At 43.5% G+C, this 22494-nt stretch carries 17 protein-coding genes; 10 read left to right on the top strand and 7 right to left on the bottom strand.

Going from position 1 to position 22494, the window contains the following annotated elements; all coding sequences use genetic code 11:
* Positions 1-123: 123 nt before the first annotated feature.
* Both clpA and clpS read right to left on the bottom strand, forming a co-directional pair.
* The gene (gene clpA, locus AB6E51_RS08720; protein ID WP_017062108.1) at positions 124-2397 is read right to left on the bottom strand and encodes an ATP-dependent Clp protease ATP-binding subunit ClpA; all 2274 of its coding nucleotides are present in this window, start codon (positions 2395-2397) and stop codon (positions 124-126) included.
* Between the two features lie 39 nt (positions 2398-2436).
* Positions 2437-2757 (bottom strand): ATP-dependent Clp protease adapter ClpS, encoded by a 321-nt coding sequence (gene clpS / locus AB6E51_RS08715; RefSeq protein ID WP_004737430.1) that lies wholly within the window; start codon positions 2755-2757, stop codon positions 2437-2439.
* Positions 2758-3342: 585 nt separating this feature from the next.
* Between clpS and cspD the strand changes: the two genes are divergently transcribed.
* Complete coding sequence (gene cspD, locus AB6E51_RS08710; protein WP_004736548.1) at positions 3343-3564, top strand: cold shock domain-containing protein CspD; 222 nt, start codon at positions 3343-3345, stop codon at positions 3562-3564.
* Positions 3565-3891: 327 nt separating this feature from the next.
* Here cspD and AB6E51_RS08705 read toward each other — a convergent pair whose 3' ends face one another.
* Positions 3892-6117 (bottom strand): NADP-dependent isocitrate dehydrogenase, encoded by a 2226-nt coding sequence (locus AB6E51_RS08705; protein WP_017067848.1) that lies wholly within the window; start codon positions 6115-6117, stop codon positions 3892-3894.
* A gap of 322 nt (positions 6118-6439) precedes the next feature.
* Between AB6E51_RS08705 and AB6E51_RS08700 the strand changes: the two genes are divergently transcribed.
* A complete protein-coding gene (locus AB6E51_RS08700; RefSeq protein ID WP_372058179.1) occupies positions 6440-7168 on the top strand; it encodes a pseudouridine synthase in 729 nt (242 codons plus the stop codon).
* Positions 7169-7226: 58 nt separating this feature from the next.
* Here AB6E51_RS08700 and AB6E51_RS08695 read toward each other — a convergent pair whose 3' ends face one another.
* Both AB6E51_RS08695 and AB6E51_RS08690 read right to left on the bottom strand, forming a co-directional pair.
* Positions 7227-7934 (bottom strand): DUF2057 family protein, encoded by a 708-nt coding sequence (locus tag AB6E51_RS08695; protein ID WP_372058180.1) that lies wholly within the window; start codon positions 7932-7934, stop codon positions 7227-7229.
* A gap of 77 nt (positions 7935-8011) precedes the next feature.
* Positions 8012-9004: a porin gene (locus tag AB6E51_RS08690; protein WP_102332493.1), complete on the bottom strand. Its 993-nt coding sequence runs from the start codon at positions 9002-9004 to the stop codon at positions 8012-8014.
* Positions 9005-9517: 513 nt separating this feature from the next.
* Here AB6E51_RS08690 and dinG point away from each other — a divergent pair.
* The 5 genes from dinG to AB6E51_RS08665 all read left to right on the top strand — a co-directional run bounded on the left by dinG (position 9518) and on the right by AB6E51_RS08665 (position 14388).
* The gene (gene dinG / locus AB6E51_RS08685) at positions 9518-11593 is read left to right on the top strand and encodes an ATP-dependent DNA helicase DinG (RefSeq protein ID WP_372058181.1); all 2076 of its coding nucleotides are present in this window, start codon (positions 9518-9520) and stop codon (positions 11591-11593) included.
* A 128-nt stretch (positions 11594-11721) separates the two neighbouring features.
* Positions 11722-12501 (top strand): TSUP family transporter, encoded by a 780-nt coding sequence (locus AB6E51_RS08680; protein WP_017062114.1) that lies wholly within the window; start codon positions 11722-11724, stop codon positions 12499-12501.
* Between the two features lie 22 nt (positions 12502-12523).
* A complete protein-coding gene (locus AB6E51_RS08675) occupies positions 12524-13072 on the top strand; it encodes a primosomal replication protein (RefSeq protein WP_017062115.1) in 549 nt (182 codons plus the stop codon).
* A complete protein-coding gene (rsmS, locus tag AB6E51_RS08670; RefSeq protein ID WP_017055021.1) occupies positions 13062-13232 on the top strand; it encodes a pleiotropic regulatory protein RsmS in 171 nt (56 codons plus the stop codon). Before AB6E51_RS08675 ends, rsmS begins: the two co-directional genes overlap by 11 nt.
* Positions 13233-13254: 22 nt before the next feature.
* Positions 13255-14388, top strand: coding sequence for a JmjC domain-containing protein (locus AB6E51_RS08665; protein ID WP_372058182.1), 1134 nt, complete (start codon positions 13255-13257; stop codon positions 14386-14388).
* A 112-nt stretch (positions 14389-14500) separates the two neighbouring features.
* Here AB6E51_RS08665 and AB6E51_RS08660 read toward each other — a convergent pair whose 3' ends face one another.
* Entirely contained in the window at positions 14501-16618 is a 2118-nt protein-coding gene (locus AB6E51_RS08660; RefSeq protein ID WP_229647105.1) for a methyl-accepting chemotaxis protein, read from the bottom strand.
* Between the two features lie 499 nt (positions 16619-17117).
* Between AB6E51_RS08660 and emrD the strand changes: the two genes are divergently transcribed.
* The 3 genes from emrD (at position 17118) to xthA (ending at position 21737) form a co-directional block, all read left to right on the top strand.
* The gene (gene emrD, locus AB6E51_RS08655; RefSeq protein WP_372058183.1) at positions 17118-18323 is read left to right on the top strand and encodes a multidrug efflux MFS transporter EmrD; all 1206 of its coding nucleotides are present in this window, start codon (positions 17118-17120) and stop codon (positions 18321-18323) included.
* A 347-nt stretch (positions 18324-18670) separates the two neighbouring features.
* Positions 18671-20761, top strand: coding sequence for a S9 family peptidase (locus AB6E51_RS08650; protein WP_017065926.1), 2091 nt, complete (start codon positions 18671-18673; stop codon positions 20759-20761).
* 169 nt (positions 20762-20930) lie between these two features.
* Positions 20931-21737, top strand: a complete 807-nt coding sequence (gene xthA, locus AB6E51_RS08645) for an exodeoxyribonuclease III (protein WP_010437369.1) — start codon at positions 20931-20933, stop codon at positions 21735-21737.
* Positions 21738-21814: 77 nt separating this feature from the next.
* On the opposite strand, the gene AB6E51_RS08640 is transcribed toward xthA, so the two are convergent.
* Complete coding sequence (locus tag AB6E51_RS08640) at positions 21815-22492, bottom strand: ABC transporter permease (protein ID WP_017063494.1); 678 nt, start codon at positions 22490-22492, stop codon at positions 21815-21817.
* Between the last annotated feature and the right edge of the window lie 2 nt (positions 22493-22494).

The raw sequence follows: 22494 nt of genomic DNA, 5'->3' as shown, positions 1-22494 counted from the left end.
CTCGCATCTCGCATCTCGCATCTCGCATCTCGCATCTCGCATCTCGCATCTCGCAAGCATAAAAAAACGCACAACCTAAGTCATGCGTTTTATATTTAAGCCTTTGATTTATCAATCACTTCGTTAGTGCATGACCTCTTCTTTAGCACCAACATAGATGAAATCCAATTCGTCTTTTTTCAGGGATACTTTAACCGTACCGCCATCAACCAAGCTACCGAACAGTAACTCGTTAGCAAGTGGTTTCTTAAGCTTCTCTTGAATAACACGTCCCATTGGACGAGCACCCATGGTCTTGTCATAGCCTTTATCAGCTAACCAGTGACGAGCATCCTCAGAAACCTCTAAAGACACGCCACGAGCGTCCAGTTGAACCTGAAGCTCGACAATGAACTTATCAACTACTTGGCTAATCACACTTGGGTCAAGGCTGTTGAACCAAATGATATTATCAAGACGGTTACGGAACTCAGGAGTAAATACCTTCTTGATTTCGCCCATCGCATCTGGCGCATGATCTTGTTGGATCAGGCCGATCGATTTCTTCTCGGTTTCAGCCACACCTGCGTTGGTCGTCATCACTAGAATCACATTACGGAAGTCCGCTTTGCGACCATTGTTGTCAGTTAGCGTGCCGTTATCCATTACCTGCAGTAGCAAGTTAAAGATATCTGGGTGAGCTTTCTCGATTTCATCCAGTAACACAACAGAGTGCGGGTTCTTGATTACGGCATCCGTTAGCAAACCACCTTGGTCGTAACCAACATAACCAGGAGGCGCACCAATCAAGCGGCTCACTGAGTGTCGCTCACCGTACTCAGACATATCAAAGCGCAGAAGCTCAATACCCATCAACTTAGACAGCTGAACAGTCACCTCTGTTTTACCGACACCAGTAGGACCAGCAAACAAGAATGAACCAACAGGTTTATTGTCTGCACCCAATCCAGCACGGGTCAGCTTAATCGCTTCACTCAATACATCGATTGCAGGGTCTTGTCCGAATACCAACATTTTCATGCGCTCATCCAGCTTCTGGAGTGTATCTTTGTCTGAAGACGATACTGACTTTTCAGGAATACGCGCCATTTTCGCAACCATTGACTCAATATCAGCCACGCTTACCGTTTTCTTACGACGGCTTGCAGGTGCCAAACGACTACGAGCGCCCGCTTCATCGATTACGTCAATGGCCTTATCAGGAAGGTGGCGTTCATTAATGTATTTAGCTGACAGTTCCACAGCGGCACGCAACGCTTTGTTGGTGTAGCGCACTTCGTGGTGAGCTTCGTATTTTGGCTTCAAGCCAATCAGGATCTTGGTCGTATCGTCTAGCGATGGTTCAATAATATCTATTTTCTGGAAGCGACGAGCTAAAGCACGCTCCTTCTCAAAAATACTGCTGTACTCTTGGTACGTTGTTGAACCGATGCAACGTAATTTGCCACTGCTTAGTAGTGGTTTAATTAAGTTTGCCGCATCAACCTGACCACCCGATGCAGCCCCGGCACCGATAATGGTGTGGATCTCATCGATGAACAGAATCGCGTCTTCTTCTTTCTCCAGTTGCTTAAGAATCGCTTTAAAACGTTTCTCAAAGTCACCACGATATTTGGTTCCGGCTAACAGTGAACCGATATCTAGAGAATAAATTACGCTGCTCTGAATGATTTCAGGCACTTGTCCTTCAACGATGCGCCATGCAAGACCTTCCGCGATGGCAGTTTTACCTACCCCCGCTTCACCCACTAACAGAGGGTTGTTCTTACGACGACGACACAGAACTTGGATAGTGCGTTCCAGCTCTTTGTCACGACCGATTAGTGGGTCAATATTGCCCTGCTTTGCGACTTCGTTAAGGTTAGTAGCAAAATTTTCTAAACGGTCTTCAGAGTTAGCTTCTTCAGCATTTTCTGCACCACCAAATGAATCGGATGATGAAGGACTGTCGCCTTCGTTGCTCGCTTTGGTAATACCGTGTGAGATGAAGTTAACAATATCTAAGCGACTAATGTCGTTTTTCTTAAGAAGATATGCCGCGTGAGATTCTTGCTCACTAAAAATAGCCACAAGTACGTTAGCACCTGTTACTTCGCTGCGACCTGAAGATTGAACATGAAAAACAGCGCGTTGAAGTACTCGTTGGAAGCTCAACGTAGGCTGAGTTTCGCGAGTTTCGTCGCTTTCAGGGATAAGTGGGGTCGTTTGATCGATAAAAATATCGAGCTCATTGCGAAGAGCATCGAGATCAGCCTGACAAGCTTGGAGCGCTTCCTTGGCCGCATCATTTTCTAATAATGCTAGTAGGAGGTGTTCGACAGTCATGAATTCATGTCGCTTGTCTCGCGCACGAGCAAATGCGCCATTTAAACTCGTCTCTAATTCTTTATTTAGCATAAGTACCTCCTAAGGGAACAACAGTGTTGTTCGAGCAATTTATACTTGCTCCATTGTACATAGTAGCGGATGCTCATTTTCCTTTGAGTACATCGTGACCTGCGCTACCTTTGTTTCCGCTATTTCAGCACTGTATGTGCCGCATATAGCTTTACCTTCATAATGAACCTTGAGCATCACTTCCGTTGCTTTTTCGATATCTAGTGAGAAGAATCGCTCTAGGATCTCGATTACAAAGTCCATGGGCGTGTAGTCATCGTTATTCAACACAACGTTATACATCGCCGGTGGCTTTACTTTTGTTGCTTCTTTCTCCAGTAAATCTGAGCCTGGAGATGCCCATTCAAAGTTTCTGCTCATATCGCTTTGCTAAGGGTTATTTTTCGGAAGTCGTGAGTGTTTACCTAACTCAAATTTACCACATTCACGCTTTACCGTGTACTAAGAAACTGCACCTAGAAACAGTACCAAAAAATATTCCTCTATACTGAGCCTAATCCACCATTTCCATCGCTGCAAATAAAAGATCTCGATTAACAAGATTAACATATGTGATTGATTAAAAAGACGCCATAACTATTGATACTAACGATAAGATTACCGCTAAGTTACTATTTGGTTAATAGTTTGCGGTTAATCTCGAATGTGATTTGTTATTAAAATTGATCACTTTTATACCAATTTACTATTGACTGTGCTCAATCATTAGCTACATTGGAGCTAAAAGGTTTTTTAATACACTTTTGCAACATGAATTAAAATCAGTAACACGCTTCAAAAATTAACAATAAGGAATAATTACGCAGGGTAGCGTTAATTTCCGTAAGCAATGTACGAGATTCAAGCTATTAGCTGAAATTCTTTAGCTGGTAGGAATGATATCAATCGCACTTACAACAATTGATATAACAACGTTAGTAACAAAATGCATGAGGGATGTATAGCATGGCTACAGGTACAGTAAAATGGTTTAACAATGCCAAAGGGTTTGGCTTTATTTGTCCAGAAGGTGAAGACGGCGATATTTTCGCGCACTACTCCACAATACAAATGGAAGGTTATCGAACCTTAAAGGCTGGTCAGCAGGTCGACTATGAAGTAGAAAGTGGACCTAAAGGCTCGCATGCTAGCTCCGTTGTTCCTGTAGAAGGCAGCGCCGCAAAATAGGCGAATGCAAACTCATGTTAACCTCCATCAGTCGTCATTAACGGCTGACAGGTAAACAGAATATTGAAACCGCTCATTTAATACCTGTAACACAGGATTACGTGAGCGGTTTTTTTCGTTTTGGGGGCTCTAAAGTTGCTCACTGGACAATGAGCTCGAAGAGCTACTCCCCTTAAGCTAGGTCTTAAGAAGTATTAGACAGAAAAAAGACGCTTTAACATTATCGTTAAAGCGTCTTTCGTTTTGACTTTATCTATAACTTAGCTATCAGCCTAAGCAACTCGTTAGCAAATCACGCTCATGAGTGACTAACGATGAGTCCAATCACTATGCATCAATAAACGCGTTTAGCGTTGAGCTTGGGCGCATTAGTGTTGAAACCAATGCATCGTCAAGTAGGTAGTAACCACCTAAGTCGCCAGCCACACCTTGAGCGTTGTTCAGCTCTGCAACGATCGCTTCTTCACTTTCAGCCAGTTGACTTGCCACACCTGCAAACTCAGCAGCAAGATCAGCGTCAGCCGTTTGCTCAGCAAGCGCCTTAGCCCAGTATGCCGCTAGATAGTAGTGGCTACCACGGTTATCAAGCTCACCTACTCGACGTGAAGGAGACTTGTTGTTATCAAGGAACTCACCCGTCGCTTTATCAAGCGCATCAGCTAGAACTTGTGCTTTAGCGTTACCTGTTACTACGCTCAGGTGCTCTAGAGATGCCGCTAGTGCCAAGAATTCACCTAGAGAATCCCAACGCAGGTGGTTTTCTTTCTCTACTTGTTGAACATGTTTAGGAGCAGAGCCGCCAGCACCTGTTTCAAACAGACCACCACCGTTCATTAGTGGAACAATCGATAGCATCTTAGCTGATGTACCAAGCTCTAAAATCGGGAACAAGTCAGTTAGGTAATCACGTAATACGTTACCAGTAACCGAAATAGTATCTAGGCCTTCTTTGATACGAACCAGTGAGTATTGAGTCGCTTCAAGTGGAGCAAGGATCTTAATTTCAAGACCATCGGTATCGTATTCAGGAAGGTATGCTTCAACTTTCTTGATAAGCTGAGCATCATGTGCGCGTGACGCATCTAGCCAAAATACCGCTGGAACACCCGATGCACGAGCACGCGTTACCGCAAGCTTAACCCAGTCTTGGATTGGTGCATCTTTAACCTGACACATACGGAAGATATCGCCTTCCTCTACGTCTTGCTCAAGAAGCACAGCGCCTGAAGCGTCAACAACTTGAACCTGACCAGCAGCTTCAAGGATGAAAGTCTTATCATGAGAACCGTACTCTTCCGCTTTTTGAGCCATCAAGCCAACGTTTGGTACGCTACCCATCGTTGTTGGATCGAACGCGCCGTTCTCTTTACAGAAATCAATAACCGCTTGGTAAATGCTCGCGTAGCTACGATCTGGGATCATTGCTTTGGTATCTTTTTGCTTACCTTCTGGATCCCACATTTGACCAGAAGAACGCAGCATTGCAGGCATAGATGCATCCACAATGATATCGCTTGGTACGTGTAGGTTAGTAATGCCACGGTCCGAATCAACCATCGCTAGTGGTGGCTGAGTCTCGTATACCGCTTGCAGGTCAGCTTCGATTGCTTCTTTCTGCTCTTGAGGAAGCGCATCAATCTTCGCGTAGACATCACCGATGCCGTTATTTACATCAACGCCTAGCTCTTCAAACAGCTGACCGTGTTTAGCAAATACGTCTTTGTAGTAAACCTTAACCGCGTGACCAAAGATCACTGGGTCAGATACTTTCATCATCGTCGCTTTCAAGTGAAGAGAAAGCAGTACACCTTGCTCTTTAGCCGATGCGATTTCTTTTTCGAAGAATGCAACCAAAGCGGCCTTATTCATCACTGACGCATCAATGATCTCTTTATCTTGCAGTGCAAAAGCTGGCTTCAATGTTTTCTTCGCACCATCTTTGCCAACGAATTCAATGCTAACTTCTGTAGCACCTTCAATGGTTACTGACTTTTCGCTACCGAAGAAGTCTTTGTCGTCCATACTTGAAACGTGCGACTTAGAATCTGCAGACCAAGCACCCATTGAGTGTGGGTTCTTCTTCGCGTAGTTTTTAACAGAAAGTGGAGCGCGGCGATCCGAGTTACCTTCACGCAATACTGGATTTACTGCACTGCCTTTGATTTTGTCGTAAGTCGCTTTTACTGCTTTCTCTTCGTCAGTGTTTGCTTCTTCTGGGTAATTAGGAAGTGCGTAACCTTTTGACTGTAGCTCTTTGATTGTTGCTTGAAGCTGAGGTACAGATGCAGAGATGTTTGGAAGCTTGATAATGTTTGCTTCTGGTGTCTTAGCCAATTCACCTAGTTCTGCTAATGCATCACCAATACGTTGCTCTTCGTTCAAATAGTCAGGGAAGTTGGCAATAATACGCCCTGCAAGTGAAATGTCGCGAGTATCAACGTTAATACCAGAAGAAGCTGTAAAAGATTGAATGATAGGCAGCAGAGAGTATGTTGCTAGCGCCGGAGCTTCGTCTGTAATGGTATAGATGATCGTTGGTTTTTCAGTAGGCATGAAATTTCCCTATAGTTCTTACAAGCTCATTTAAAGTAGTGAGCGTGTTATAAATTGACCAGTAAGCCACTCTAAGAGTGAAAACTGCTTACTCGATAGTCGTATCTCTATCTTATTTTTCATACAATCTTGATGACAGCATGAACCAAATCCGTGAGTGCGTTGTTATAATAAAACACGAAGGTATAATTAAACAAATCAGGCTTAAGAGTCCATCAACTTGTTCTATTTTGTGTCTTTTAGGCGCGCAAATGATAGCTCAATTCCGTTTCAGTGAAAACTTTTCAGCACACTTCGTTTACATTTTTGCAAGGTAGTTAACATGTCTACTCGCTCACGCAGCGCATCTCGTTCAGACAAACCGGCTCGTTCTGGTGCAACATTAAAACAAAGCGGTAATAGACAAAGCCGAAGCAGTGATAAGAATAACACTGGCAATTCGCACAACAAATCTCACTCAAGCAAGCACCGATATAAAGGCAAGCCTACCAATGCAAAACCTAAGGTTGCGCTCGAAGATCGCAAAGTAATTCTGTTCAACAAGCCTTTCGATACTCTAAGCCAATTTACAGATGGCGAAGGGAGAAAAACGCTAGCGGACTTTATTCCAGTGAAAGACGTTTATGCTGCAGGTCGCCTTGACCGCGACAGCGAAGGGTTAATGGTCTTGACCAACGATGGCATCTTCCAAGCTAAGTTAACTCAACCAAACTCAAAATCACCAAAGACTTACTGGGTACAGGTTGAAGGCACACCTTCTGAGGAAGATTTAGATAAATTGAGAAAAGGTGTCGAACTAAAAGACGGCATGACACTGCCCGCTCAGGTTGAGGTGATGTCTGAACCTGTTGTGTGGGATAGAACCCCTCCAGTACGCTTCAGAGCCGCGATACCGACAACATGGTTGGCTATTACAATCATTGAAGGACGTAACCGTCAGGTAAGACGAATGACAGCCAATATCGGCTTCCCTACCCTGCGTCTTATCCGTTACTCAATGGGTAATATGAATGTGGGGCAGCTGCAGCCTGGTGAGTGGAAAGAGATTTAACTCATAGCAATATATTAAAGCGAGATTTACGTCTCGCTTTTTTGTACGTGAAGATTGATTACTCTTGGTCAATCATCCATTTACGGAATACTTTACGGTCTTCTTTTGAAGTGCTCAGATACAAAGCTTTAAGTTGTTTCAAAGACTCCGATTTATCTACAACCTGAGCTGATGTGTTAGCCGTTAAACCTTCAGCGTTTACTAGCGTGTTTTCTTCTAAACTTATAGCATTAACCTTAACTGCAGGACGAACTTGGTTTTCTACAACTAAATAACTCATGGTTACAGCAGCAGCACCACCAACTTTATTATATTCTGTAGCTTCTTCAGAATAACTTCTATTTAGTTGAACTCCGTCACTAGCTAAAATGTCTTCATTTTTGATTAAGGCTTGTCCTTGCTTGTTTTTAATTTCCCAATTCAAGTTTCCAATGTTTTCTTGAGCAGAACGCAAGTTTTTAAACTCAGGCATAGATAAGGTAAGTTCTTCGTTTTTTGCCTCAAATTTAGCGATAATAACAGAACTGTAGACTTTCCTTTGATTATCTCTTTCATCAAATACTGGTTCATATTGAAAAACGATTTGGTTTTCACCGTCAGGTAAAAGCACTGTCTTATCTGCAGAAAACAACCCTTGTTCAAAGTCAGGAACACTCATGTTTACTGAAAGTAAATTTACATTTTCAGGGACATCCAATATTACTTCGGCATCAACTACTGTAGAAGCAACTAACAGCCCCAAAAAAGAATATTTGAAACTTTGCATTATTGTATCCATCCTTATAAAAAATAGGCAAAAAAAAGCCCAACTCTATGTTGGGCTTTTTCTAACAATATATCAAATTACCAGTAAACACGAGCACCGATACCGAAATTGTTTTCGCCCTCAACAGTCTGAGGCGCTACAACCATATCACTACCTTGAGCGGTGAAACCTAGAGTACTACCGTCTGCATAACCATACTCAGCATAGACACGTGCCCAGCTAGCGTACTTGTATTCAGCACCAACGTAAACAACGTTGCTATCTTCTAATAAATCGTGATCTTGAGACACGAACTCATAACCACCATATACTGTTGTTTTATCAGCAACGCCATACGTAGCAGCTACTGAGAAACCTGTTTGGTCTGCTTTATCAATAGCAGATTCAACAGAAGATGCCGCAACAGTTGCACCAACTGTTAGAACATCTTTAGAGTACTCAACAGTACCTTCGTAGTATGTGTTCTCAAGGCCTGTAAAACCAGAACCAGCTACATCATCAGTTGTTTGACCACCACCAACGTGGATATTTACGTCACCAACAGAAAAACCAACGTAAAGTTCAGCTAGCTCTTGATTAGAATCATCTTCTGCTAATCCGTATCCTGCTTTTACCCAGAAGTTGTCAGAATCGTAAGAGTACTTTACTTGTGAGTCATGAAGAGCACTGTTCAAAGCAGAGTAAAGCAGTGCAGAACCACCAAAGAAGTATGAGTAATCAGCGCCGTATACATCATCTGATGTAGTCCATTGCTTACCAAATTTGATTGTTCCCGCTTGATCGCTGCTAAAGCCAAAAATGTGGTTACGTACATACATGTCGCCACTGTCTTTCAATGCAAATTCTACTTTACCAAGAACTTTAAGATCATCAGATACATTATATTGAGCGTCAACACCAGCACGCGAAGAACCTGAACCTAATTTGGCATCTTGCCCGTCTAGGAACTTAAGCTCTGTACGTAGTTGACCGTAAAAGTCTACTGCGCCGTCTTCTGATTTATAAATTTCCGCTGCGTTTACTGAGCCTGCTGCTGCAACAACTGCAAGTGCTAATAGAGTCTTTTTCATAATAAATCCACTGCCTTTTCTAAGAATGGGAGATCCTTGCCCGGTTCCCTTTTATTTTTATGACTGGTCATTACCACTCTTTGTTGGTTAATCACCGTCACTAAATTTCGAGGTCTAGATTGCAAAAGATTATCCTGCGTGTCAAATGAACTAAAAACAAACCTAAAAAAAACACAAAACTTTCAAAATCAATCGCTTACATTTTTTTTCATTGTTTTACGAGCAGCTTATCCTTAGTTTTATCAGGAAATATAATAATCCAAAAAAAGAACAAAACAGCATTTAACACCACAATTAACTCATGCAAACGTCAATTTTCAGAACTTAACACCTACAAGCCAGTCTTTTTTAATATTTATATTTCGCAACATAAATAAAATAGTTAAGTTCCTGATGGTTCAGTTTTTTTTTGTGAACAAGATCTACCTTTGATTCAAAAGCAAGCTATTTCACCGTAAATGTACCGACTAGTGATATGTGCTACTATCCTCGCTCCGTTACGTAGGTCACAGTATGCTAACTACTAAAATTCAAAAATCTATTCGCACCAGTTATCAAAACCTCCAAGATCAGTTGGACAACTTTGTACCTAGACGTGCTCAAAATTACCTTGTTGCAGAAATAGCGAAGACACTTTGTGGTCAATACCACAAACGTAATCGCATGATCGTTGCAGAAGCCGGGACAGGGATCGGGAAATCACTGGCTTATTTAATGGCTACTATTCCTGTCGCTGTGCTCAATAATCGAAAAATAGTCATATCGACGGCGACGGTTGCGCTACAAGAACAGCTCGTCAATAAAGATCTCCCTCTATATAGAAGACTGACTGATCGAGAGTTTTCTTTCATATTAGCGAAGGGTAGACAGCGTTATTGTTGCTCCGAAAAGCTAGCCGCTGCCTGCGGGATTGATGGCGGACAAATAGCCATGTTCGAATCTAAGCCAAAGAAGAAAGATATCGAGCAACTTCAAACCATGTATCGAAGCCTAACCCAAGGTAAATGGGATGGTGACCGCGATTCGTGGCCAAAACCCATCGACAACATGATTTGGCAGATGATTGTTAGTGATAAGCACAGCTGTAATAACAGTATGCCTACTCATAGAGACTGCCCTTTCCAAAAAGCGCGCTCAGAGCTAGATAAAGCAGACGTGATTATCGCCAATCACAGTTTAGTGATGGCAGATGCTGACTTAGGCGGCGGTGTGATACTGCCTGAGCCAGAAAATAGCATCTATATATTCGATGAAGCTCACCATTTACCGCATGTAGCCAGAGATCACTCTTCTGCGGCGGCAAGTCTAAAGGGTGCCGCTTCATGGTTAGAGCGTTTAAACCAATCCATCACTAAGCTTTCAGGCCTCGCTGACGAGAAACGTGTCCACCGGTTTCGAAATGAACTGCAAGACTCAGTGCAACAGCTGATCCCTACCCTGACTCAAATGAGTAAACAGTTTGACGCTAACCACTTTGAAGACGGCTTGTATCGCTTCGAACATGGCGACTTACCAGAGTGGCTTGAGAATGAATCTAAAGATCTCAAGCAGCTCACGCAAAAGGCGAGCCAAGCCGTTGCGAAGATTGCAGACCTAATTGCAGAACGAGTTAAAGACGGCGAGCTTTCAGCAAAACTTGCAGAGCCTGCGTTGGCAGAAATTGGCTTCTATATACAAAGAACAGAAAACCTTGCTCAAGTTTGGCGCTTAATGGCTGAACCGAAGAGAGAAAAAGGTGCTCCTTTGGCTCGTTGGCTCGAACTGAATAAAGAAAGCGAAGGCGATTTCGTTGTGAATGTTTCGCCACTAGAGGTAGGTTGGCAACTGGATCAACAAATCTGGAGCCGCTGTGTGGGTGCCGTATTAGTATCTGCGACCATGAGGGCGCTCAACTCTTTCAGCTTTTTCTGTCATCAAGCAGGTATCAGCCAAAAAGCAGAAGATGGCGTACAGTTTTTGGCTTTGGCATCACCGTTTGATTACCAGAATCAGGCTGAGCTTATCGTTCCAGCAATGAAGTACGAACCACAAGCACCTCAGTTTACCGAATATCTTATTGAAATTTTGCCTAAGGTAATAGAAGACAAAAAAGCCAATCTCGTTCTATTCTCTTCTTACTGGCAAATGAACAAAGTTGCAGAGGCTTTAGCAACAGATTTCGTTAAAAAATCGTGGGCATTGCAGGTTCAAGGTGATACTTCACGAACTGAAATCCTAAAAAAACATAAAAAGCTAATAGACCAAGGTAAAACCAGCGTTCTTTTTGGAACTGGCAGCTTTTCTGAAGGTCTTGATCTACCGGGTGAGCTTCTTGAAAACCTCGTTATTACCAAGATTCCTTTTGGTGTTCCTACCTCTCCCGTAGAGCAAGCACATTCAGAATATATTGAATCACGCGGTGGTAACCCTTTTATGCAGATTACTGTTCCAGATGCGAGTAAAAAGCTTATTCAATCTGTGGGTAGACTACTGCGTAAGGAAAGAGATTCTGGTAAAGTCACGATCCTTGATAGACGCATAGTAACGAAGCGATACGGAAAGTCCCTACTCGATTCACTACCGCCTTTTAAAAGAACAATAAAATACTAATATCCCCTGCCCTTGAGGTAGTTATGGGCCTTCATCGCTAGGCCCTTGCATTCACAACCCAACATGACTAATCCATAGATTTTTCATGTGGCTGCCCTATCAGCCGATAACGAGAACACTAGCTATTTATGGAAATGATTGAGCCAACCATGTTGGTCATACTTGCTCTGGTTGCATTTGCAGCAGGCTTTATTGATGCTGTCGCAGGTGGCGGAGGGATGTTAACCGTTCCAGCTTTACTGTCACTTGGTTTACCGCCACACATCGCATTGGGTACTAACAAGCTTGCAGCAACCTTCGCTTCATCTACAGCTGCATTCACTTACTACCGTAAAAAGCTGTTCAAGCCTGAGTGTTGGGTCAATGCATTCATATCTACTTTAATAGGTGCGACCATCGGCACACTCACTGTTGATGCCATTAGCACCGAGTGGTTAGAGAAGGTATTGCCGTTAGTCATTCTTGCCGCAGCGGTCTATACCATTTTTCATAAGACTCCAGATGTGAGCCATAATGTGTCTCCTAAGCCATGCCCTGTGCTTAAGAGAAAACAAAAGTACCAAGGATTCATTCTTGGCTTTTATGATGGGGTTGCTGGCCCAGGAACTGGCGCGTTTTGGACGGTAAGCTCTATGGCGCTTTATCGCTTAAACATCTTACTTGCCTCTGGTCTATCCAAAGCCATGAACTTTACCAGTAACTTTACCTCTTTGGTGACCTTCGCGATTCTTGGTCATATTGATTGGGTTCTAGGTTTAACCATGGGCCTTTGTTTGATGGCCGGTGCATTTGTTGGCGCTCACTCTGCTATTCGGTTCGGTGCAACATTTATAAGACCTGTGTTTGTTACAGTTGTAAGCGTACTTGCAATTAAACTGGCATACGAAGCTTGGTTTGTGAACTTATAGGCAGTAGCCAACGGGAAGTGAAATGAATCAATTTTCAAAGCTAAAAAGTGTTATTGATACCTTGATTGGCCATTGCTCGCAGGTTGACAAATCTCGAGGGGCTTATCATCAAGCCTTGTTTGACCGAGCCTTATTTAAATGCGGCGCCTCTGTTTTGCTTCCCTATGCACTTGAAACTCAGGCAACGTACCGCACCATTGTACGTGAACAAACCTCAAATCAACTGACCGCGTCCAGAGCCAACTACCTGACAGAAAAGCTGACCAATCAGATTGCAGCAATCCAAAGAGAGTTAGCCAACCACGATTTACGCTTGGACCGAAAAAGCAAGTCAGGGAAAACCCTGAACGACCTATACAACGAACTCGCCCAGCACCAAGACTGGCAAAAGCGATTGGTCGATTTAGTACGAGTACGAAAGTTAACGTTTGATTCTGCGCCTCGCCACAGTAAGAAAAAAGCGGAAGAGGCTTGGCAGTTAGCAAAAGAGCGATTAGAACGCTGTGAAGACTCAATGAAAAATATTGAGAGACTGATTAACTTAGAGAACCCTAAGCGAAATGAACACTGATAACACACCATCACCACTGGATAACGCACCAGAAGAAGTTAAGTTAGCTGTCGACCTGATCTATCTGCTCGAAAGCAACGAAATCGATCCAAAAGTCGCGTTAGAAGCAATCAAAATTGTCCAGCAAGATTTACAAGCCAAACTAGCATCTAGCATCTAGCATAAAAATATACAGGATTCACATGTACCAACTCAGCTTTTCTATGCCCGAGTTTCTTGAAAACTACTGGCATAAAAAACCAACCATCTTAAAGGGTGGCTTCCAAAACTTCGTCGACCCAATTTCGCCGGAAGAACTTGCTGGTTTATCGATGGAAGAAGAAGTGGATTCTCGCTTTGTCTCTAACCTCGACAATCAGTGGACTGCAGAACACGGCCCATTCTCTGAAGAAAAGTTTGGCGAATTAACCGAAACTCATTGGCAACTGATCGTTCAAGCAGCGAACCACTGGCACCAAGGCGCAAATCAGCTGACTGAGGCGTTCCAAGCGTTACCAAACTGGTTATTCGACGATCTCATGATCTGCTACTCAGCACCTGAAGGCGGCGTAGGCCCACATATTGATCAATACGATGTCTTCATCATTCAAGGTCAAGGCAAACGTCAATGGAAGGTTGGCCCTAAAGATGTTGGCCAATACAAAGAGACTGTTCAAGCGTCTGCACTTCGTCAAATTGAAGGTTTTGACCCAATCATTGATGAAACTTTAGAGCCGGGCGATATCCTTTATATCCCACCAGGTTTCCCACATGAAGGGAGCACGTTAGAGCCGTCAATGAGCTACTCTATTGGCTACCGCTCGCCTAAAGAACAAGAACTGATCAGCAACTTTGCCGATTTTGTGCTTGCTCATGATATGGGTGACGTACACCTGCACGATCCAGAATTCAAAATGCAAGAAGGCTACGGAAAAATTCGTTCATCGGATTTAAGTAATCTCACAGGCATGTTGAAATCTGCACTAGAGCAACCTGAAACCATCAGTGAATTCATGGGTTGTCTGCTAAGCCAATCACGCCACCAGCTTGATATCGTTGCTCCAGAGCCACTATGGACTCAAGAAGAGATCGCTCAACACTTAGAGTCTGAAGGTGAGATTCACCGAGTATCAGGCTTAAAGGCGCTCTACCACGAAAATGAAAGCAACACTGCTTACATCAATGGCGAAGTGGTTAAGGTGGATGAAGCGGATTCTTCGTTACTCAACATACTTTGCGATGAGACCATGATTACCTCGGCTACTGCCCTATCTCCTTCGGGCATAACTGTCGTGACTGAATTGGTCAACAAAGGCTACTGGTTTATCGAAGAGTAAGCAGCGTCAACCGCTGGTTATTGCCTAGCCTCTAAATAAACAATTAAAAAAGGGACAAATGAAATCTTCATTTGTCCCTTTTTCTATTCAAGAACTGGTTAAGGCTTAATGCTTATACCTTGAACTGATTGACCAACTTCTTTTGTTGTTGAGACAGTTGGTCAATTTCATTGCCGACTTGCTCAGAAGCCGCGGCTTGCTCCAAGATCTTCGCACTCAAATCGCGAATATTAACCACGCTTTGATTTACTTCACCGGAAACCGATTGTTGCTCTTCGGCTGCTCGAACGATCTGACTGTTCATATCACTGATCGCCTCAATAGAAGTAAAGATCGACCCCAGATCTTCAACTGCTTTCTGAACGTGTAGTGCTGTATCGTTAGCTAGGATATTGCCTTCTTGTATTGCTTCAACGACATCTTGAGTTCCAGCATGAACCTTGTCGATCACCGCTCTGATCTCACCAACCGATGACTGGGTGCGACTTGCGAGGTTTCTTACCTCATCCGCAACAACAGCAAAACCTCGACCTTGTTCGCCAGCACGAGCCGCTTCAATCGCCGCGTTCAATGCCAGTAAGTTAGTTTGCTCAGAGATCCCTTCAATCACACTTAAGATCTCGGTGATGTTTCCGTTATTTTTTGCCAATTCTTCAACAATAGGAACAGCACTCGACATACGCTCAACCAGCTTTCTCATTTCACCGGCTGAAAGTTCGATGACTTGTTGCCCTTGTTGAGCAGAACGATTCGCTTCACAAGCAGCATCAACGGCCACTTCTGCGTTTTGTACCACTAAGCCCGCAGTTTGAGTCATCTCTTCTGCCGCTGTCGCCACAAGATCCACTTCTTTAAATTGAGATTCACTGCTTTCTCGAGTGCTTGATGCCGATGCTTTAGCCTGGCTTGTCGTGCTCGCCACTTGCTCAGTGGTGTGAATCACTTCTTTGATCGTGTGTTGTAGCTTGTCTAAGAATAAGTTGAACCCTTTGGATAGCTGACCAATTTCGTCTTGAGATTTCACTTCCAAACGTTGGGTCAAATCACCTTCACCTGAAGCGATGTCATTCAACCTTTCCACAACCTGACGAATCGGCTTCACAATAGACAACGAGGCAAACGCGATAATGGCTAAGCCAAAGATAATAAACACTGTACCGGCGATCACTTCTGTTTTGATGCCTTCACTTAGCTTAGTGCTAATGATGGAATCCAATTTATTTGCGTCAGCGACGACACTGTCTCTTGGGATCTCAAACAACACCCCCCAAGTTTGGTTAGCTGCAACAACAGGTGCAAAGGCAAGTAACCACTCACCGTTCTCGCTCCATTGCGTTGTCACTTCACCACCAAAGATAAAGTCGGTCATTAAATCACTGTTTGTATTGCCACTTTGGAAAGTTGAACCGACTGCAATGCTTGAATCATCAGAAGCGATGACCGAACCATCTAGACTAACCACGTAAGCTTTACCCGCACCGTTAAACAAGCTCTGGTCAGATTGAGTAATCACACTGGTTAAACCATCAAGTCTTAGATCAATACCAAGAAAACCAATAGCAACGTCGTCAACCAAAATAGGGACTGAAATAGAGGACGTAAGTAGTGCTACACCACCGCTGTTCACGACTCTCGGCGTACTAATACACGTTTGCCCTGAAGACAAAGGACAGTAAAAACGTTCGCTATTGCTGTCATCATTCAAGATAGATTCTGAAAGAACGTTCGCTAGAACATTTTCACCGTTATCTGCCACCTTCCAGTAAGGAGCAAAACGACCTTTTTCGTTAGAACCAACATAATCAGCATCGACATAATTCGCATCTTCACTATCGAGCAAGTCAGGCTTGAAAACTAGATACGCTCCTTGAATAGAGTCGAAGTTTAAAACCGAGCGACGAACCATTTCATCCAAGGCGGTACGAAGCTCTTCACTTGGTGTAAAGTTTTCGTCTGCATTGTTTTTTAGAAACTGAGCACTGGCCGCAAGCATCTCTGCGCGGTAAATAGCTTCGTCTACATAACGTTGAGTTTCTTGAGCGTTTAGCTGAGAAACAGACGCCAGCAACTGCTGAGTTTTATTGATAACTGATTCTGAACTTTGAGATTTGATGACTTGTTGATTGCTCGTCGCGTTGTAGATCGAGAAACCAATAAGAGACAGTGACGTAATGATTAAACAACAACCTGCTAAGAGGGTTATTTTCCACTGTACCGATAGAGAGCGCATTTAATATCCTTATTTAAGCCAAAAGACTTCCATAACCATAACTATCACATCGACAACGAATTGCTGTACACAATGTAAATGAGTTAGACGAATAGCTTAGCGGATAATTACAGCACAAATTGCTTACATATAAAACGAAAGTTTATACAAATGTTAATAGAGCGTGTTTTCTTCCTTTTTTCTGTGATTTCAAATGATGTACTCATATAATCATTAGCTGTGTTGCTTAGGTTTTAGCGCTTTGGACATAGCCAGAACATCGATATTTAAAGGAAGCCCACTCCACCCTCTCCCTCTTTAAAATGCAGTAACTTCGGATTAGTTTTTATAATCCAAGTTATAGATTTTTATCTTGCTCAACTTCACACTTTTTGATTGCTAAGCCCGCAATCAAGATCTAATATCTCGCGCCTAGATTCCCTGAACACTTTATTCATTTGGCTCTCCTTTAATGGAGCGCTAAGGCTTTTTACGTCTTAATTTTTGGAGAGATACGCAAATGTCCGCCTCGTTTCCATTAGCGAAACTTACCTTTTTAATCGCTATTCTGACTGCCGTAGGTCAAATGACTCAAACGATGTACGTGCCTTCTATCGGTCATATGGCAGGTGAGTTCTTAGTTTCGGCATCTTCACTGCAGGCAGTGATGGCGTGTTACTTGATCCCTTATGGTCTGTCGCAATTTGTTTACGGCCCACTTTCAGATCGCCTAGGTCGTAAACCGATCATCGTGATTGGTTTGATTATCTACATCATCGGTACTTTGGTAGCATTGTTCGCTCACGAATATGAATGGTTCTTAGCGGGCAGCTTTATCCAAGGTTTGGGCATCGGTTGTGGTGGTGCGATGTCTCGTACATTGACTCGCGACTGTTTTGAAGGCGCAGAGCTGCACCGTGCAAACAGCTTGATTAGCATGTGTGTGATTTTCTCACCATTGATGGCTCCTGTACTGGGTGGTTACCTAACAGAAGTTTTCGGCTGGCGTTCTAGCTACTTATTCCTTGCGCTGTTTGGTATTGCTGTTGTGATCACTATGATGACGAGCATGATGGAAACACTGCCGAAAGAACGACGCAAGCATGAATCGGTTGCCAACAGCTACAAGTTCGTTCTGTCTGATAAACGTTTCCAAGGTTTCTTATTGGTATTAGTCGCAACCTTTGCTGGTGTAGCCGTATTTGAAGCAGCGGCAGGTGTGTTGCTTGGTGGCGTACTTGGCTTACCGGCAACCACAGTAAGCTTGCTGTTTGTCTTGCCTATTCCAGGTTACTTAGTCGGTGCAGGCTTATCTAGTTACATCGCACAACGTCGCTCTGAGCGCCGTGCATTGAATGTTGGTCTGGTTGCGATATTGGTAGGCTCAACAGTGGTATTGATACCGGGTCTGTTTGGTCAAACAACAACATTAACTTTGATTGGCGGTGCCACAATTTACTTCTTGGGCGCTGGCATATTATTCCCAGCAACAACAACAGGGGCACTTTCGCCATTCCCGTACCACGCTGGTACTGGAGGTGCGATTTTAGGTGGTATGCAAAACCTAGGTGCTGGCATCGCAACACTATTGGCATCGTTCTTCCCAGCTCAAGACCAACTGCCACTCGGTTGCCTGATGATTGCTATGTCATTCATCGCTATGCTTGGTTTACGTTGGGTTAATCGTAAACCTGACCACTCAAACGAAATGCCATTGGCTATTTAACGTAAAACTCGAATCTTGCTAAACAAAGGAAAGGGACATATTGAAAAGTGTGTCCCTTTTTGTTGCACATTTATTCCTTCCACTCTCACGTATCAGTAATTTCATTTAACATTGCTTTGATTTTTTGAAAACAATAACAGACACTTACGATGAAGGTGCATATCCAGAATCCAATTATAAATAATATCACTGGAAGAACACCAACGTACCTGAACTCTCACAACAAAGGATGCTGGCATTAAAACGAGAAGGTACACACTAAGGATATACAGATGCGTATCGCTTTAACCACATTAGCCGTATCAATAGCGCTTGTCGCCGGATGCAGCAATCAAGGAATCTCAACCATGAACCACTACTCTCAATCACAGCTCGTCGCTCAGCAAACCCAAGCACCCGTTGCTAAGAAAGTCCCTCACGCAATGACGATTCATGGTGAAACCCGAATCGATGATTACTATTGGATGCGCGATGATGCACGCCAAGATCCAGAGATATTGCAACAACTTGAGCAAGAGAATCAGTACGCAGATACGGTGTTGAAACATACAGAAGCAGCACAAAAACAATTATTTGAAGAGATTAAAGGCCGAATCGCGAAAGACGACAATTCGGTACCGGTTCGCAAAGGCAGTTACTACTACTCGAATAAGGTGACAGGCGACAACGAATACCCAGTTCACCTGCGTGAAAAAAACTTTTTAGGCACAGACAAGCAAGTCATCTTAGATGTAAACGAGCTAGCAAAAGAGCATGAATTCTTCAGTATTGGTGGCTTAACGATCAGCCCAGACGAAAACTTGTTGGCCTATGGCGAAGATACGCTAAGCCGCCGCATTTACACCATCAAGATCAAAGACCTCACAACAGGTGAATACCTAAAAGATGAAATTGAAGGCGCTTCAAGTGCTATCGCGTGGCAAAACGACAACCAAGCCTTCTACTACATCAAAAAAAATCCACAAACATTGCTGGGTTATCAAGTTTACCGCCACGTGTTAGGCACAGCTCAGGCAAGCGATCAGTTAATCTACGAAGAAGCCGATAGCGCTTACTACACCTCTTTGAGTAAAAGCAAAGATGGAGAACAGGTCTACATTTGGCATTCGAGCACAGAAACCAGCGGTGTCTCAGTCATCGATGCCAACAACCCAAAGGCTACAGCTGAGGCTTTCTACCCAAAAGAGACCGGCATAGAGTACAGCATCGCTAAGCTAGGTGATTGGTATTACATCTACACCAACTACCAAGCGGTCAACTTCCGTTTAATGAAAGTCACAACCGAAGAGATGCATGATCGCTCAAAATGGGTCGATGTCATCCCAGCAGACGATAATACTCAGCTTGTAGATTTCGAGTTGTTTGATGACCATCTTGTCTACGAGCAACGCGCGGATGGCTTGTCTACAGTGAAAGTTCGCCAACTCTCAACAGGCCACGAGTTTCCACTTGAATTTAACGACACCGCATTTGCCGCTTACCTAACGAGTAACTATGAATTAGATAACGCAAAAGTTCGTATCTATTACAGCAGCTTAACCACGCCAGGTACTTACTATGATTTCGACCTAAGTACAGGTGAATCCGAACTCATGAAGCAAACACCCGTATTAGGTGATTTCGAAGCGGATAACTACCAATCAGAGCGAATCATGATTACGGCTCGCGATGGTAAGCAAGTTCCTGTCTCTTTGGTTTATCGTAAAGACTTATTTAAGAAAGACGGCACTAACCCAATCTACCAATACGGCTATGGGTCTTACGGCTCTACGATTGAACCTACCTTCAGCTCAACTCGCCTAAGCCTACTGGATAGAGGTTTTGTTTATGCCATCGCACATGTCCGCGGTTCAGAAATGCTTGGTCGCCCTTGGTATGAAGATGGCAAAAAACTGACCAAACAAAACACGTTCAACGACTTTATTGATGTAACCAAAGAGCTTGTTGAAGAAGGCTACGGCGCGAAAGATAAAGTGTTCGCCGTTGGGGGGTCTGCTGGCGGTCTATTGATGGGAGCAATCATCAACCAAGCACCAGAACTGTACCGTGGTATTGGTGCACATGTTCCGTTTGTAGACATTGTGACAACCATGCTCGATGAATCGATCCCTCTAACCACCAATGAGTATGACGAATGGGGTAACCCGAACGATAAAGCCTACTACGATTACATGCTGGGGTACTCACCGTACGACAACATTAAGGTACAAAACTACCCGAACATGTTGGTAACGACAGGCCTGCATGACTCACAGGTGCAGTACTTTGAGCCAATGAAATGGGTTGCGAAGCTGCGTGAAATGAAAACAGACAACAACGTATTGCTGTTCAAAACCGATATGGAAGCCGGTCACGGTGGCGCTTCTGGCCGATTTAAACGATTAAAAGAAGACGCACTTGAATACGCGTTCTTTTTGGATTTACTTAAGACTCAATAGATTCTACGTAACTGTAAGTATTCACATCATTTAATGTCGCCATTTTGTCTCTACAAAGTGGCGACAGAAATTATTAAGCATGGTTAAATACGATGAACCATGAAATCCACCAAATCAAAAACCTTTAAAAACAAGCAGTGACAAAGGTTTACGAGAGGTATAAAAACAAATGAAAGTAATTAGCTTCAACATCAACGGTCTTAGAGCCCGCCTTCACCAACTGCAAGCTATTATCGACAAACACCAACCCGACGTGATTGGTCTGCAAGAGATAAAAGTGCACGATGAAGCCTTCCCAATTGCTGATGTTGAAGCAATGGGCTATAAGGTTTACTTCCACGGTCAAAAAGCCCACTACGGTGTGGCAATGTTGTGTAAGCAAGAGCCTATTTCTGTGCAGAAGGGTTTCCCAACAGATAATGAAGACCATCAAAAACGCATGATCATGGCGACGTTTGAAGATGAAAATGGTGAAAAGGTTACCGTGCTAAATGGCTACTTCCCTCAAGGGGATAACATCAAGCATGAAACAAAATACCCGTACAAACGCCAGTTCTACAAAGACTTGATGACTTACCTAAATGACTACCACAACAAAGACGAACAAGTCATTGTGATGGGCGACATTAATATCAGCCCTATCGACGCAGACATCGGCATCGGTGAACCTAATGCGAAACGTTGGTTGAAAACAGGTAAGTGCTCTTTCCAACCAGAAGAGCGAGAATGGTTGAAAACACTGATGGATTGGGGTTTTGTGGATAGCTTCCGCTTACTGCACCCTGAAGTAAACGACCAATACTCGTGGTTTGACTACCGCTCGAAAGGTTTCGTGGACAACCGCGGCCTGCGTATTGATGTAGTCCTAGCGACTCAAAAGCTTGCTGATAAGTGTACTGAAGCAGGCATCGATTACGAACTGCGTGGCATCGAAAAGCCGTCTGACCACGCGCCAATTTGGTCAACGTTTAAGTAATCAACAGCAACAGAATCTGCTCATAAAAAACGGCGCTATAGAAGCGCCGTTTTGTTAACTGTGTGAATACCGTGCAATTAGCTAAGTGGTCTTAAGTAAGCTAAGAAACGTTTCTCTGCGAATTTGAAAATCGCAATGATGATAAACGTCAACCCCATGTAAAACAGACCTGCTGTTAGGAAAGATTCAAACGGAGCATAGTAGCGAGAGTTAACCAAACGAGCTGCACCCGTTAGATCCATAATCGTCACAATACCTGCAACGGCTGAGCCGTGAAGCATAAAGATAACTTCGTTACTGTAAGCCGGTAATGCACGACGTAATGCACTTGGCAGAATGATACGTCGGTATGTCTTAGGTGTGCTCATGCCATACGCTTTTGCTGCTTCAACTTCACCTTTTGGTAAGCCGTTAATCGCACCGCGAATGATTTCAGCTGTGTATGCCGATGTGTTAAGGATGAATGCCACCAAAGCACAAAACCATGCATTTTCCCATAGTGTATCTTTTACAGGGAAGAACTGATCCATTCCGTAGTAAATCAGGTACAACTGCACCAATAATGGCGTACCACGGAAGAAATAGATGAATGACCAAGCCGGAGCATTAATCAGCATATTTGGACTGTTACGAGCGATAGCTAGTGGTATGGCGACGAATAAGCCAATGATCAAAGCAACGCAAACCATCCAAGCCGTTGTCCATAAACCACCAAGGTAAATCGGCAGGCTTTCAATTATCAATGAAAAGTCCATAA

It is taken from the genome of Vibrio sp. 10N.247.311.47 (genome assembly GCF_041467535.1).
Taxonomy (GTDB): domain Bacteria; phylum Pseudomonadota; class Gammaproteobacteria; order Enterobacterales; family Vibrionaceae; genus Vibrio; species Vibrio crassostreae_C.
The sequence above is the reverse complement of the archived record's forward strand: the minus strand, read 5'-3'. Positions and strand labels throughout refer to the sequence as shown.

Excerpts from the sequence above, each read along its gene's own strand:
- AB6E51_RS08700 (WP_372058179.1), top strand. The coding sequence starts at position 6,440 with ATGTCTACTCGCTCACGCAGCGCATCTCGTTCAGACAAACCGGCTCGT.
- AB6E51_RS08640 (WP_017063494.1), bottom strand. The coding sequence starts at position 22,492 with ATGGACTTTTCATTGATAATTGAAAGCCTGCCGATTTACCTTGGTGGT.
- clpA (WP_017062108.1), bottom strand. The coding sequence starts at position 2,397 with ATGCTAAATAAAGAATTAGAGACGAGTTTAAATGGCGCATTTGCTCGT.
- clpS (WP_004737430.1), bottom strand. The coding sequence starts at position 2,757 with ATGAGCAGAAACTTTGAATGGGCATCTCCAGGCTCAGATTTACTGGAG.
- AB6E51_RS08665 (WP_372058182.1), top strand. The coding sequence starts at position 13,255 with ATGTACCAACTCAGCTTTTCTATGCCCGAGTTTCTTGAAAACTACTGG.
- emrD (WP_372058183.1), top strand. The coding sequence starts at position 17,118 with ATGTCCGCCTCGTTTCCATTAGCGAAACTTACCTTTTTAATCGCTATT.
- dinG (WP_372058181.1), top strand. The coding sequence starts at position 9,518 with ATGCTAACTACTAAAATTCAAAAATCTATTCGCACCAGTTATCAAAAC.
- AB6E51_RS08650 (WP_017065926.1), top strand. The coding sequence starts at position 18,671 with ATGAACCACTACTCTCAATCACAGCTCGTCGCTCAGCAAACCCAAGCA.
- AB6E51_RS08660 (WP_229647105.1), bottom strand. The coding sequence starts at position 16,618 with ATGCGCTCTCTATCGGTACAGTGGAAAATAACCCTCTTAGCAGGTTGT.
- AB6E51_RS08680 (WP_017062114.1), top strand. The coding sequence starts at position 11,722 with ATGGAAATGATTGAGCCAACCATGTTGGTCATACTTGCTCTGGTTGCA.
- xthA (WP_010437369.1), top strand. The coding sequence starts at position 20,931 with ATGAAAGTAATTAGCTTCAACATCAACGGTCTTAGAGCCCGCCTTCAC.
- cspD (WP_004736548.1), top strand. The coding sequence starts at position 3,343 with ATGGCTACAGGTACAGTAAAATGGTTTAACAATGCCAAAGGGTTTGGC.
- AB6E51_RS08675 (WP_017062115.1), top strand. The coding sequence starts at position 12,524 with ATGAATCAATTTTCAAAGCTAAAAAGTGTTATTGATACCTTGATTGGC.
- AB6E51_RS08705 (WP_017067848.1), bottom strand. The coding sequence starts at position 6,117 with ATGCCTACTGAAAAACCAACGATCATCTATACCATTACAGACGAAGCT.
- AB6E51_RS08695 (WP_372058180.1), bottom strand. The coding sequence starts at position 7,934 with ATGCAAAGTTTCAAATATTCTTTTTTGGGGCTGTTAGTTGCTTCTACA.
- rsmS (WP_017055021.1), top strand. The coding sequence starts at position 13,062 with ATGAACACTGATAACACACCATCACCACTGGATAACGCACCAGAAGAA.
- AB6E51_RS08690 (WP_102332493.1), bottom strand. The coding sequence starts at position 9,004 with ATGAAAAAGACTCTATTAGCACTTGCAGTTGTTGCAGCAGCAGGCTCA.